Source organism: Ornithinibacillus californiensis, assembly GCF_001038485.1.
GTDB lineage: Bacteria > Bacillota > Bacilli > Bacillales > Amphibacillaceae > Ornithinibacillus > Ornithinibacillus californiensis.
Genome location: NZ_LDUE01000021.1, coordinates 44,172 through 57,239, shown reverse-complemented (window position 1 = coordinate 57,239; position 13,068 = coordinate 44,172). Strand labels below are relative to the sequence as shown.

The following is a 13,068-nucleotide window of genomic DNA, read 5'->3' as shown; positions in this document are numbered from 1 at the left end:
ATAGTTCCAAATGAAGTTAACAAGGCCACATTTCTCGATAAATAACGCTATATTATTACACCTTCCTAACATTTCCGACCTTAACCTTGAATAACAGTCTGTTTTTCAGTACAATTTTAAAGATGTAAGAAATTAACTAAAGGAGTGGTCGCCAAATGGGAAATGTACATGTTTTAGATCATCCGTTGATCCAACATAAATTATCATTTATTCGAGACAGAAATACAGGAACAAAAGAATTTCGTGAGCTAGTGGATGAGGTTGCAATGTTAATGGCTTTCGAAATTACACGTGACTTACCACTAGAAGAAACAACAATCGAAACACCAGTAACCTCAACAAAAACTAAAGTGTTAGCTGGTAAGAAGATTGGTTTAGTTCCTATTCTTCGTGCAGGATTAGGAATGGTGGACGGAATGTTAAAACTGATTCCTGCTGCTAAGGTTGGACATGTTGGGTTATACCGTGATCCAGAAACATTAAAACCAGTAGAATACTACATAAAACTTCCTTCCGATATTCAAGAACGTGAGCTGATTGTTATCGACCCAATGCTAGCAACAGGTGGATCAGCAAATGATGCAATTCAATCGCTTAAAAACCGTGGAGCAAAAAATATTCGTCTGATGTGTTTAATTGCCGCACCAGAGGGTGTTGAAGTAATTAAAGAAGCACATCCAGATGTTGATATTTATTTAGCTGCATTGGATGAAAAATTAGATGACCATGCGTACATTGTACCTGGACTAGGTGATGCTGGTGACCGCTTGTTCGGTACCAAGTAAATAGAAATGGTGGAGTGGATTAAGATGCCAAAACGCATCAAAGTTATGACGATCTTTGGGACAAGACCAGAAGCTATTAAAATGGCTCCACTTGTTCTGGAATTGAAAAAGCGTTCAGAGGAGTTTGAGCCGATTGTTACGGTAACGGCTCAGCATCGAGAAATGCTTGATCAAGTCTTAGAGATATTTAATATTACGCCAGACTATGATCTGAACATCATGAAGCAAAAACAGACCCTTGCTCAAATTACAACTCGTGCGTTAGAAGGTCTGGATGAAGTCATGAAAAAAACGCAGCCTGACATCGTGCTTGTTCATGGCGATACAAGTACGACATTCGCTGCATCCCTTGCTGCTTACTATAATCAAATTGCAGTAGGTCATGTGGAAGCAGGACTTCGCACGTGGAATAAATATTCGCCGTACCCAGAAGAAATGAATCGGCAACTAACTGGGGTAATGGCAGATTTGCATTTTTCACCAACGGAGAAATCAAAACAAAACCTACTAGATGAAAATAAACCTGAGGACCGAATCTATGTAACGGGGAATACGGCAATTGATGCATTAAAAACAACCGTTGACCCAAGTTATACTAGTTCGATTCTTGAAGGTCTAAATGGTAAACGTTTAGTCTTAATGACTGCACACCGTAGGGAAAACCAAGGAACAAACATGCAGCAAATGTTCCGTGCGATCAAACGTTTAGTGGAGAAACATCAAGATATTCAAGTAGTGTATCCTGTACACTTAAATCCAGTTGTGCGACAGACAGCCAATGAGATATTAGGGGATGATGATCGGATCCAACTAATCGAGCCGCTTGATGTCGTTGATTTCCATAATTTTGCTGCGCATGCACATTTAATCCTGACTGACTCAGGTGGAGTTCAAGAGGAAGCTCCGTCCCTTGGTGTTCCGGTTCTTGTATTACGTGATACGACCGAACGTCCAGAGGGAATCGATGCAGGTACGTTAAAATTAGCAGGAACAGATGAAGATACGATTTTTAATCTTGCGGATGAATTACTTTCTAGTCAAGAAGCCCATGATAAAATGGCAAAAGCTTCTAATCCGTACGGGGATGGCGAAGCATCACGCAGAATTGCCGATGCGATAACCGAATACTTTAACAAATAATGATAAGAGACTTCCATTTCGGGAGTCTCTTTTGTCGATTAATGTATCATCCACCCAAATTTTACAAAGAATAATTTGGAGGAGGGATTTTGTGCGAATGATACTATGGGCGCTTATCGTTGGTTTTTCTTTTTTTGCCATACCAAGTGAAGGCTTTGCTACACCGAAGGAAGTCTTTGCACAAGAAAGAGAGAAACATCAATCCATTATTATTGAGGTAGAAGGAAATCCGATAGAGCACAAAAAATATTTGGAAACTTACCACCCCTTTATTGATGTTATCGCAACCTATGAAAAACTTTTTAATGGACTTGCCCTACAAGGGTCACCGGACCAACTCGAAAAGATGGGGACATTAGATTTTGTCAAATCCATACATACCGTGCAAACTTATCAAACCAACACAATGGAAAAACCAATTGATTCTATTGAGGATTTACTGAAAGGTAGTCCGGAGATCGTTATCCCTTCCGAACTTAATAACACCATATATACAGGAGAAGGGATAACAGTCGGAGTTGTCGACACAGGAATTGATTATAACCATCCAGATTTACAACTAAATTATGCTGGTGGCTATGATTTAGTAGATTTAGACGAGGACCCAATGGAAACGACAGAGACAGAAGGAGCCCCAACGAATCATGGTAGTCATGTAGCGGGAATTATTGCAGCCAATGGAAGCTTGCAAGGAGTCGCCCCAAGTGCTGAAATTCGAGCATACCGAGCATTAGGTCCTGGGGGGAGCGGAACGTCGGTACAAGTAATCGCTGCGATGGAACAGGCGGTGAAAGATGGTGTCGATATTATCAATCTGTCACTTGGAAATTCGGTCAATGGACCTGATTATCCGACAAGTGTTGCCGTGAATCGCGCGGCGGACCTTGGGATAGCAGTCGTCATTGCCAATGGGAATAGTGGACCCAATAACTGGACAGTAGGAGCTCCAGCAACAGCAGCGAATGCACTTGCGGTTGGAGCTTTTGCCAACTCACAAACGATTCCGATGTTATATGACAGCTTGTCGGATAAAAAAATAACCATGCTGCCGATGCAAGGCTCCATTTCCTGGGAACTCTCCATGGATTATGAACTGGCATTAGGTTATGAAGAGGACCTTGATGGGAAGATAGCATTGGTACAAAGAGGGAAAATTCCATTCTATGAATTGGCAAAAAAGGCGCAAGAAAAAGGTGCCATTGCGGTTATCATTTATAACAATGAAGCAGGGAGCTTCCGCGGAGCTTTAGCTGGCCGGGAACCACTCCAAATTCCGGTAGTATCGGTTTCAAAAGAAGATGGGGAGTGGCTTGTACAATATGCATCCGAGCAAAAGCACCCCTATATTGATACTATCTATGAAAAAACCAAAAGTGGAATCGCGCCATTTAGTTCACGAGGTCCAGTGACAGTTAACTGGGATATTAAACCAGATATACTTGCTCCGGGAACCAATATTTTAAGTACTGTCCCAGGTGGTTACATGGCACTTCAAGGGACGAGCATGGCAGCACCTCATGTTGTAGGGGTCATTGCATTAATGAAAGAGGCCAAACCAAAATGGACGAATGAGCAAATCTATGGTGCATTGAAAACAACTGCCATCCCAATTACAGACGAAACTGGTCAACTGATTGAGCCCATTATACAAGGTATGGGGAAAATAGATCCAAAGCGTGCCATAGAAACACCGACCATTATATATAATCCATCTTTATCCTTTGGGAAAATCAATGATTACCGCAAGACAGAAACAATAAAACTAACCATCGAAAACACATCCAATCAAACAAAGAAATATGCCTTTACGAATCCTAGAAAACAAACTGGCCTTAGTTGGAATCTTCCAATGCCGTTTGAAGTAGAAGCAGGGGAAAAAGTAGAGATACCGATAGACTTGAGTATTACCTCGCCACAAATGGAAAAGGGCATTCACCAAGGGTGGCTAACCCTAAGCTCGGATAACGAGAAGTATCATCTACCATATTTATTTATCAATGAGACAGCAGATTATCCGAAGGCGACAGGGTTCGAATTTACTCTGAAATCCTTCTCTGAAGATGAATTTGTCTACCGATTATATTTAACAGATGAAACGAGAAGTGTGGAAGTAGAACTCTATGATCCACAGACATTGATATTTGACCGAACATTATTCCGAATGGAAGATACGCAAGTAGGAATGAATGAGGGCTATATACGAAAGAGGGACCTTGGCAAGCCTGGTAGATATTTAGCCATCATTACGGTACAACTGGAAAATGGCACGTATGAAAGTTATGAAACAGAAATCGTGATTAGTCCAGATTTGTAGAGGAGCGAGGCATTTACTAATAGAGAGGTAAAAGGTAGATAGACAACTTATCATCTCCTTTATTATTAAATGGAATAGTTGGGACATAAGTATTATGTTGGTCTATAAGATGTATATTAATCTATACTAGCCCCGGAAATATACGAAGACTCCTGTGGGAGGATAGGCATAGGTGAGACCCCGCAAGATGCACCTGCGTCTGCTAGTAACGCTACGATGTAGGCTTCCTCGGTGCAAGGCAGCAAGGAAGCTTATTCAGGTAGTAGCCTGGCTCACCAGCCGCCCACGGCAAGGTAGACACTGCGAGGTACTTTCGAGCAGATGTCGCCCCTGTGCTGGAAGTAAAAGCGAAATATATTTCCAGGGCGGGTCACAACTAATACAATAGAATTCACCTACCCAACTCCCTAAATTTATTAATGGAGTTCACAAAACTGTCACGAAATACAGACGCTAGTTTCGATATACTAATAGTAGAAAATACGTAACGCCAAATCTTTACAAATCATTGGTTTATATACAAATTTTGGATTGTATAAAATATGTCAAATTTAATAGGATACCAATTGACAAACAAAGGTAGGCTAAGGTAAACTGACTTAGTGTGGAATGATAAGGTTTACATGAAAAAGTCTTGACTATGTCAAATTTTTTTTGCTTACATAAGGCAAGAAATGTGAACACACACCAATCATTTCCCCAGGAACTCTAGATTAGGAGTGATCAGATTGGGGAACAAACCACATCGAGCAATTGTATTAGCAAGTGCGGTTTCTGCTAACTTAGCAGGTGGGACGATTCTAGGGATTTTCCTTGGTGGCTGGATTGACAATCTATTATCCACAAGGCCAATTTTCACAATAATTGGGCTTCTGATAGGACTAGCTGCAGGAATCTATGGAATGCTAACAACTGTTAAGAAATTCACGGAAACGGGAGATAATAAGGAATGACCAACAATGAAAATCAATATGCCCGTCAACGTAAGTGGATGTTTTACCTTCTAGCAATTCTCGTACTTGGGGCAGGATTTACTCCTTATTTACGTATTTTCCTCGGGCTTCTACTAGGAAGTGCCATCAGCTTCTATAATCTATATCTATTACAAAAGAAAACAATCGAATTTACAGAAGCAGTCGCTACTAAACAAAAGGCACGAGGACTAGGTACATTTTCAAGGCTTGCTGCAGTTGCTTTAGCAGTCATACTATCACTTCGTTACGAAGAGTATTTTAATATGATTGCCGTAATTATTGGATTAATGACTTCCTATTTGGTCATTATGATAGATTTTATTATGTACAAAAATAAGGACAGCGCTTGAAAGAGGGGTGAATAAATATGGGTCATGGGGCGCCGATTTACCACGACGTCTTTGGAATCAGTTGGCTTGATTTCAACTTGTCGAACATATTTATGATTACTGTTACATCCTTAATTGTGTTTATTCTTTCCGTACTAGGAGCCAGAAAGTTACAAATGAAACCAACTGGTGCACAAAATGTAATGGAATGGATACTTGATTTCGTAAAAGGAATCGTAAATGACACGATGGATTGGAAGACTGGTAAGCTATTTTTACCATTAGCACTGACACTATTTTCTTATATTTTAGTAGGAAATATGCTTGGTGTTATCACAAACGGAATACACGACCATACTGTCTGGTGGAAATCACCAACAGCAGATCCGGGTATTACCCTAACACTAGCTGCAATGGTAATTGTTTTATCACATTTCTATGGAATCAAACTTCGTGGTGGAAAAGAATATGTAAAAGATTATTTCCGCCCACTACCAATGTTATTTCCAATTAAAATTATTGAAGAGTTTGCAAATACGCTAACTCTAGGCTTGCGTCTATTCGGTAACCTTTATGCCGGGGAAGTACTACTAACTCTATTAGTAGGATTAGTATCTGGCTCAGTTTTAGGATTTATCGGTGGGGCAATTCCATTCTTAGCATGGCAAGGATTCTCCGTCTTTATCGGTGGTATCCAAGCATTTATCTTCACAATGCTTTCAATGGTTTACATTTCTCACAAAGTAAGTGAAGAACATTAATTTCGTGTAACAACCAGTTTTAATAGTAATCTGTTAAAACCGGAATTATTAAAAATTTTATATATAATCTAAGGAGGATTTTTATTATGTCAGGAGCATTAGCAGCAGCAATAGCGGTAGGTTTAGCAGCACTAGGTGCAGGTATTGGTAACGGTCTTATCGTAAGTAAAACAGTTGAAGGGATCGCTCGTCAACCTGAGCTAAAAGGTCAACTTCAAACTACAATGTTCATCGGTGTAGGTCTAGTAGAGGCTATGCCTATCATCGCGGTAGTTATCGCATTAATGGTAATGTAGTAATTTGATATTAAATTGAAATGGCGAAGGTCCAATAAAACTTCGCCGTTGTTTTTAACTAAGTATTACGTGAACATTCTAGATGATTGTTGAATCAGGTTGAAAGGAGTGAATTCAGTGCAAGCATTCACAACTATTTATGCATCAGATGCCATAATTTGGGGATTTCATGTTGGTGACATGTTGTATCAACTATTCTTCTTCGCTCTTTTACTATTCCTAGTGCGTAAGTTCGCATGGGGCCCAGTAATGAACATGATGAAAAAACGTGAAGAATATGTTGCTAACGAAATAGAAGCTGCAGAACAAAGTCGTTTGGAAGCAGAGAAAGCGTCTAAAGAAGCAGCAGAACAATTAAAACAAACAAAATTAGAAGCACAAAAAATGATAGAGGATGCGAAAAACGCTGGTGTGAAGCAGGAACAAGATATTATTGAATCTGCGCGCCTTGAAGCTGATCGTATCAAAAAAGCAGCACAACAAGATATTCAGAACGAAAAAGAAAAAGCACTTCAAGCACTTCAAGATCAAGTTGCGTCCTTATCTGTTCTTATTGCAAGTAAAGTAATTGAAAAAGAACTAAGTGCACAAGATCAAGAGAAGTTGATCAACGAATACATTAAAGAGGTAGGAGAAGAGCGATGAGTGAAGCAGTAGTTGCCAAACGTTATGCAGATGCTCTTTTCAGGCTCTCAAGTGAAAAAACAACACTTAATGAAACGTTAGAAGAATTACGTGTTGTGAAGCAAGTTTTTAATGAGAACAGTGAATTACATGCATTCTTAGCGCATCCACGTGTTACAAATGACAAAAAGCGCGCATTCTTAGATGAAGTGTTCAAAGGGGCTTCCAAAGATGTATTAAGTACATTAAAGCTTCTTGCTGAACGTCATCGCGTAGACAGCATCGCTGATGTTGTGACAAGCTTTGAAGCACTTGTAAACGAGGCAAGCGGAGTTGCACAAGGAAAAGTATATTCTGTTCGTAAGTTATCCGATGCTGAAAAAGCAGAGCTTGAAATTTCTTTTGCAAAGAGCTTAAATAAATCAATGGTCAAGCTTGAAAATGTAGTAGATCCTTCTATTGTTGGTGGTGTGAAGATTCGTATGGGTAACACCATTTATGATGGAACAATTAGTGGTAAACTACGTCGTATCGAGCAAAATATTAAACTTGCGAACATTTGATGATAGGGGTGAAATGGTATGAGCATCAAAGCTGAAGAAATCAGTAAACTGATAAAACAGCAAATCGAAAATTTCGATTCAGATATTGAAGTAAGTGATGTCGGAACAGTTATTGAAATTGGTGACGGTATCGCACGTGCTCACGGTCTTGATAATGTCATGGCTGGAGAGCTAGTTGAATTCTCGAACGGTGTAATGGGTATGGCGCAAAACTTGGAAGAGTCTAACGTCGGTATCGTTATCTTAGGCCCTTACACAGAAATTAAAGAAGGCGATGAAGTTCGTCGTACAGGTCGCATCATGCAAGTACCAGTTGGTGAGGAACTAATTGGTCGTGTTGTTAACCCACTAGGGCAAGCAATTGATGGTGGTAAACCAATCGAAACGAGCAAAACTCGTCCAATCGAATCTGCTGCTCCTGGAGTAATGGATCGTAAATCAGTTCATGAACCACTTCAAACAGGTATTAAAGCGATTGACGCACTAGTACCAATCGGTCGTGGGCAACGTGAGCTTATCATCGGTGACCGTCAAACTGGTAAAACTACAGTAGCGGTTGATACAATCTTAAACCAAAAAGACCAAGATATGATTTGTATTTATGTTGCTATCGGACAAAAAGAATCTACCGTTCGTGGAACAGTAGAAACTTTCCGCCGTTATGGCGCATTAGATTACACAATCGTTGTATCTGCTGGTGCGTCTGACCCAGCTCCATTATTATACCTAGCACCATATACAGGTGTAACAATGGGTGAAGAATTCATGTACAATGGCAAGCACGTACTTGTTGTATATGATGACTTATCGAAACAAGCATCAGCATATCGTGAGCTTTCCCTATTACTTCGTCGTCCTCCAGGTCGTGAAGCATTCCCAGGGGATGTATTCTACTTACATTCACGTTTACTAGAGCGTGCAGCGAAACTTAGTGACGCACTTGGTGCTGGTTCACTAACTGCACTTCCATTTGTTGAAACACAAGCTGGAGATATCTCTGCTTACATTCCAACAAACGTTATCTCCATCACTGATGGACAAATTTTCTTGCAATCTGACCTATTCTTCTCTGGTGTACGTCCAGCGATTAACGCCGGTCTATCAGTATCACGTGTAGGTGGTTCTGCGCAAATTAAGGCGATGAAGAAGGTAGCCGGTACATTACGTCTGGATCTAGCTTCATACCGTGAACTTGAGGCATTCGCACAGTTCGGTTCGGACCTTGATAAAGCGACGCAAGCAAAACTTAACCGTGGTGCTCGTACCGTAGAAGTATTAAAACAGGGCTTACATAAGCCTCTAAAAGTTGAGTATCAAGTAGCGATTATCTATGCACTAACAAAAGGATTCTTAGATGACATTCCAGTAGAAGATATTACTCGTTTCGAGTCTGAATTCAATGGTTGGTTAGATTCTAATAAGCCTGAATTACTTGCTACAATTCGTGACACTGGAAACCTTCCAGAAACGGAAGATATGAACGGTGCAATCGAATCATTTAAAAAGACATTCTTAACATCTGATAATAAATAATTACCTTAAGAGTGATAAGTGAGAAGTTAGGATAAATCAAAAGGGTGAATTTAGACGGTCAATGGCATTATCAGCTCCGGGAATATACGGAGACTCCTGTGGGAGGATAGGCATAGGTGAGACCCCCGAGAATGCACCTGCGTCTGCAAGTAACGCTACGCAGAAGGATTCCTCGGTGCAAGGCAGCAATGAAGCAAACTCGTTGTAGTAGCCTGGCTCACCAGCCGCCCACGGCAAGGTAGACACTGCGAGGTTTTTTCGAGCAGATGTCGCCCCTGTGCTGGAAGTAAAAGCGCAGTATATTCCTGGAGCGGCTAAGGTGCAGTTATTATAGTATTGATCTAATCTTTCTTACATCAAACAGCTTTTATTCTAACCTCTCCACGAACTCTGCCTACGAAAGGGTGGTGAAAGAGCTTGGCATCACTTAGAGATATAAAGAAACGTATTGATTCTACAGGAAAAATGAAAAAAATCACCAAAGCGATGGAAATGGTATCTGCAGCTAAAATGAACAAAGCGGAGCAAAATGCGAAGAAGTTTGTTCCTTATAGCGAGAAGATGCAGGAGGTTGTGGCAAGTATTGCAAAACATACTGACGCAACACATCCAATGCTACAAACTCGCGAGGTGAAAAAGACAGGTTATATCGCGATTACTGCTGATAGTGGTTTAGCAGGTGCGTATAACGCGAACATTTTACGGAATCTAAAAAATACAATCGAAAAAAATCACACATCTTCTGATGAATATACCGTTATTGCAATCGGAAGAATGGCTGTAGATTTCTGTAAGAAACGTAATATTCCAATGGCGAAAAGCATTATTGGACTTCCAGATCAGCCATCATTTGCATTTATTAAAGATATCGCATCTGAAACCGTGCAAATGTACAGTGATGAAGAAATTGATAAACTAGTCATTATCTATAACCATTATGTCAGTGCAATATCTCAAGTTGTTACAACAAACCAGCTATTGCCGATTGAAAATATGGATAGTGCTACCGGACAAGGAAGCCAGTATGAATACGAACCAGGAGAAGAAGAAATTTTGGCAGTGCTCTTACCGCAATATGCTGAAAGTCTAATCTACGGTTCTTTACTGGATGCAAAAGCCAGTGAACACGCTGCACGTATGACGGCAATGAAGAGTGCAACTGATAACGCATCTGATCTTATCGATGAATTGTCATTGTCTTACAACCGTGCGCGCCAAGCAGCGATCACACAAGAAATTACCGAGATTGTTGGTGGAGCAGCCGCTCTAGAATAGTCTTGTGGATAGTAAGTTAGGAGGGAAATCGATGAGCAAATGACACGTTACTCAAGTAATGGGACCAGTCGTTGACGTACGATTCGATGACGACAAGCTTCCTGAAATTTATAATGCTTTAACTGTCAAACTAGCTGAAGGTACATTAACACTAGAAGTTGCCCTTCACTTAGGAGACAACTCTGTCCGTACGATTGCGATGGCATCAACTGATGGCTTACAACGTGGCATGGAAGTCGAGAACTTAGGTAGACCGATTTCTGTACCAGTTGGTGACGTAACATTAGGACGTGTATTTAACGTATTAGGAGAGAAAATTGACTTGGATCCAGAACTTCCAGAAGGATTGCGTTTAGATCCAATTCACCGTCAAGCTCCTAAATTTGAAGATCTATCAACAGAAACGGAGATTCTAGAAACTGGAATCAAAGTCGTTGACTTATTAGCACCTTATATCAAAGGTGGTAAAATTGGTTTATTCGGTGGTGCCGGTGTAGGTAAAACCGTTCTAATCCAAGAACTTATCAACAACATCGCACAAGAGCACGGTGGTATTTCCGTATTCGCAGGTGTAGGGGAACGTACTCGTGAGGGTAATGACCTTTACTACGAAATGAAGGACTCTGGCGTTATCGCAAAAACAGCGATGGTATTCGGTCAGATGAACGAACCACCAGGTGCACGTATGCGTGTTGCCTTAACTGGTCTTACAATGGCGGAATATTTCCGCGATGAACAAGGTGCAGACGTACTATTATTCATCGACAACATTTTCCGTTTTACACAAGCAGGTTCAGAGGTATCAGCCCTACTAGGTCGTATGCCATCTGCCGTTGGTTACCAACCAACACTTGCAACGGAAATGGGTCAATTACAAGAACGTATTACATCAACTAATAAAGGTTCTGTTACATCTATCCAAGCGATTTACGTACCAGCCGATGACTATACGGACCCGGCTCCTGCTACAACATTCGCTCACTTAGATGCAACAACGAACCTTGATCGTAAATTATCAGAGCAAGGTATCTACCCTGCGGTGGATCCACTTGCATCAACTTCTCGTGCGCTTGACCCAGAAATCGTTGGTGAAGAACACTATGAAGTTGCTCGTGAAGTACAAGCTACACTACAAAAATACCGTGAATTACAAGACATCATCGCTATCCTAGGTATGGATGAGCTTTCTGATGATGATAAATTAACGGTTGCACGTGCACGTCGTATTCAATTCTTCTTATCTCAAAACTTCCACGTTGCAGAGCAATTTACTGGTCAACCAGGATCTTACGTACCAGTAAAAGAAACTGTAAAAGGATTCAAAGAGATCTTAGAAGGTAAATACGATGACCTTCCAGAGGATGCATTCCGTCTAGTTGGTCGCATTGAAGAAGTAGTCGAAAAAGCACAAAGCATGGAATAATGACTATTGGGGGTCTCACCCCTATAGAGTCTTAAGGAGGGGTTACATTGAAAACACTAACTGTGAGTGTTGTTACTCCTGATGGCCCTGTCTTAGAAGATACGTATGAAATGGTTAGCTGTAAAGCAGAAAATGGCGAACTTGGTATTTTACCAGGTCATATACCATTGGTGGCTCCACTTTCAATCTCAGGCGTACGCCTAAAGCGAGATTCAGGTGAAGATAAGCTAGCTATTAACGGCGGATTTTTAGAGGTTCGTCCAGATAAAGTAACGATTCTTGCTCAATCTGCCGAAAAACCTCAAGAGATCGATGTTGCACGTGCTCAAGCAGCAAAAGAACGTGCCGAACGCCGTCTTCAATCCAAAGAAGATCGTATCGATCGAGTAAGGGCAGAATTAGCACTCAGAAGAGCAGCTAACCGCTTGAATGTTGCTCAAAGATAATTAATACAAAAACCCTCGTGATTAGTTTCGCGGGGGTATATTTTTTGGAAATTGATACAAAAACCAAAACTCTAAGAGAAGCTTACAGCACAATAGTTACCTCTCAATTACTATTCCCCAACATTAAGATTCCTCCATTGTTACCAATTCTCCATGTATTTGTAAATTAATTACCAACAAAAAATCAAACAATATTCCTCATTCCTGTCGATATTTCCCGGGAAATGCGAAATATAAATATACATGTAATGTTTCTTGTCGAAGTAGCAGCCTAACCTCAATTCAGTTGACTTTAAAAGGAATCCATGGCACAGTTCTAATTGAGTGAATCTATATATAAGGTGGTTATTATGTTATCAATCGGACAAATCGCACTGATGAGTATCCTTTCTCATATTATGTTTATTTTTATTACATGGCGTTTAATGCAGAGCATTAATTTTGATCCACTGATTCGAAAAGGGCGAGGGACGGAAGCTAAAATCTTACTTCTTTTCCTTACGATAGTAATTGGTACAGGAGTCAGTCGATTCTTTCTTGAGTTCTTACGGTGGTCACAAGACCTCACTTACCTTCTTCAATAATAGAAGGTTAATAGGTTATCT

Annotated in this window: 14 protein-coding genes; all 14 read left to right on the top strand. The window is 40.5% G+C overall.

Translation table 11 applies throughout. From position 1 onward, the window contains the following. Positions 1 to 155: 155 nt before the first annotated feature. The 14 genes from upp (at position 156) to TE34_RS05240 (ending at position 13,047) form a co-directional block, all read left to right on the top strand. Positions 156 to 785 (top strand): uracil phosphoribosyltransferase, encoded by a 630-nt coding sequence (gene upp, locus TE34_RS05305; RefSeq protein ID WP_047983787.1) that lies wholly within the window; start codon positions 156 to 158, stop codon positions 783 to 785. A 24-nt stretch (positions 786 to 809) separates the two neighbouring features. Continuing rightward, positions 810 to 1,925, top strand: a complete 1,116-nt coding sequence (wecB, locus tag TE34_RS05300) for a non-hydrolyzing UDP-N-acetylglucosamine 2-epimerase (RefSeq protein ID WP_047983786.1) — start codon at positions 810 to 812, stop codon at positions 1,923 to 1,925. A 97-nt stretch (positions 1,926 to 2,022) separates the two neighbouring features. Beyond that, entirely contained in the window at positions 2,023 to 4,239 is a 2,217-nt protein-coding gene (locus TE34_RS05295; RefSeq protein ID WP_047983941.1) for a S8 family serine peptidase, read from the top strand. Between the two features lie 719 nt (positions 4,240 to 4,958). Beyond that, the gene (locus TE34_RS05290; protein ID WP_330218303.1) at positions 4,959 to 5,192 is read left to right on the top strand and encodes an AtpZ/AtpI family protein; all 234 of its coding nucleotides are present in this window, start codon (positions 4,959 to 4,961) and stop codon (positions 5,190 to 5,192) included. Next, complete coding sequence (locus TE34_RS05285) at positions 5,189 to 5,563, top strand: ATP synthase subunit I (RefSeq protein ID WP_047983785.1); 375 nt, start codon at positions 5,189 to 5,191, stop codon at positions 5,561 to 5,563. Before TE34_RS05290 ends, TE34_RS05285 begins: the two co-directional genes overlap by 4 nt. Before the next feature lie 17 nt (positions 5,564 to 5,580). Beyond that, complete coding sequence (gene atpB / locus TE34_RS05280; protein ID WP_047983784.1) at positions 5,581 to 6,303, top strand: F0F1 ATP synthase subunit A; 723 nt, start codon at positions 5,581 to 5,583, stop codon at positions 6,301 to 6,303. A gap of 86 nt (positions 6,304 to 6,389) precedes the next feature. Beyond that, on the top strand, positions 6,390 to 6,599 hold the full coding sequence (gene atpE / locus TE34_RS05275; RefSeq protein WP_010099433.1) for a F0F1 ATP synthase subunit C: 210 nt from the start codon (positions 6,390 to 6,392) through the stop codon (positions 6,597 to 6,599). Positions 6,600 to 6,716: 117 nt separating this feature from the next. Continuing rightward, a complete protein-coding gene (gene atpF, locus TE34_RS05270) occupies positions 6,717 to 7,244 on the top strand; it encodes a F0F1 ATP synthase subunit B (protein WP_047983783.1) in 528 nt (175 codons plus the stop codon). After that, positions 7,241 to 7,786 carry a F0F1 ATP synthase subunit delta gene (locus tag TE34_RS05265; RefSeq protein ID WP_047983782.1) on the top strand — a complete coding sequence of 182 codons (546 nt, stop codon included), beginning with the start codon at positions 7,241 to 7,243 and terminating at the stop codon, positions 7,784 to 7,786. The genes atpF and TE34_RS05265 overlap by 4 nt, the downstream gene beginning before the upstream one ends. A gap of 18 nt (positions 7,787 to 7,804) precedes the next feature. Continuing rightward, positions 7,805 to 9,319: a F0F1 ATP synthase subunit alpha gene (gene atpA, locus TE34_RS05260; protein WP_047983781.1), complete on the top strand. Its 1,515-nt coding sequence runs from the start codon at positions 7,805 to 7,807 to the stop codon at positions 9,317 to 9,319. A 417-nt stretch (positions 9,320 to 9,736) separates the two neighbouring features. Continuing rightward, a complete protein-coding gene (gene atpG, locus TE34_RS05255; RefSeq protein ID WP_047983780.1) occupies positions 9,737 to 10,594 on the top strand; it encodes an ATP synthase F1 subunit gamma in 858 nt (285 codons plus the stop codon). A gap of 58 nt (positions 10,595 to 10,652) precedes the next feature. Then, a complete protein-coding gene (atpD, locus tag TE34_RS05250; protein WP_236687106.1) occupies positions 10,653 to 12,017 on the top strand; it encodes a F0F1 ATP synthase subunit beta in 1,365 nt (454 codons plus the stop codon). 47 nt (positions 12,018 to 12,064) lie between these two features. Continuing rightward, positions 12,065 to 12,463, top strand: a complete 399-nt coding sequence (locus TE34_RS05245; RefSeq protein ID WP_047983779.1) for a F0F1 ATP synthase subunit epsilon — start codon at positions 12,065 to 12,067, stop codon at positions 12,461 to 12,463. 350 nt (positions 12,464 to 12,813) lie between these two features. After that, a complete protein-coding gene (locus TE34_RS05240; RefSeq protein ID WP_201777675.1) occupies positions 12,814 to 13,047 on the top strand; it encodes a DUF1146 family protein in 234 nt (77 codons plus the stop codon). Positions 13,048 to 13,068 lie beyond the last annotated feature (21 nt).

Coding starts and splice junctions, on each gene's coding strand:
- atpB (WP_047983784.1), top strand. CDS start 5,581: ATGGGTCATGGGGCGCCGATTTACCACGACGTCTTTGGAATCAGTTGG.
- TE34_RS05295 (WP_047983941.1), top strand. CDS start 2,023: ATGATACTATGGGCGCTTATCGTTGGTTTTTCTTTTTTTGCCATACCA.
- upp (WP_047983787.1), top strand. CDS start 156: ATGGGAAATGTACATGTTTTAGATCATCCGTTGATCCAACATAAATTA.
- TE34_RS05285 (WP_047983785.1), top strand. CDS start 5,189: ATGACCAACAATGAAAATCAATATGCCCGTCAACGTAAGTGGATGTTT.
- TE34_RS05240 (WP_201777675.1), top strand. CDS start 12,814: ATGTTATCAATCGGACAAATCGCACTGATGAGTATCCTTTCTCATATT.
- atpE (WP_010099433.1), top strand. CDS start 6,390: ATGTCAGGAGCATTAGCAGCAGCAATAGCGGTAGGTTTAGCAGCACTA.
- wecB (WP_047983786.1), top strand. CDS start 810: ATGCCAAAACGCATCAAAGTTATGACGATCTTTGGGACAAGACCAGAA.
- TE34_RS05265 (WP_047983782.1), top strand. CDS start 7,241: ATGAGTGAAGCAGTAGTTGCCAAACGTTATGCAGATGCTCTTTTCAGG.
- atpD (WP_236687106.1), top strand. CDS start 10,653: ATGGGACCAGTCGTTGACGTACGATTCGATGACGACAAGCTTCCTGAA.
- atpA (WP_047983781.1), top strand. CDS start 7,805: ATGAGCATCAAAGCTGAAGAAATCAGTAAACTGATAAAACAGCAAATC.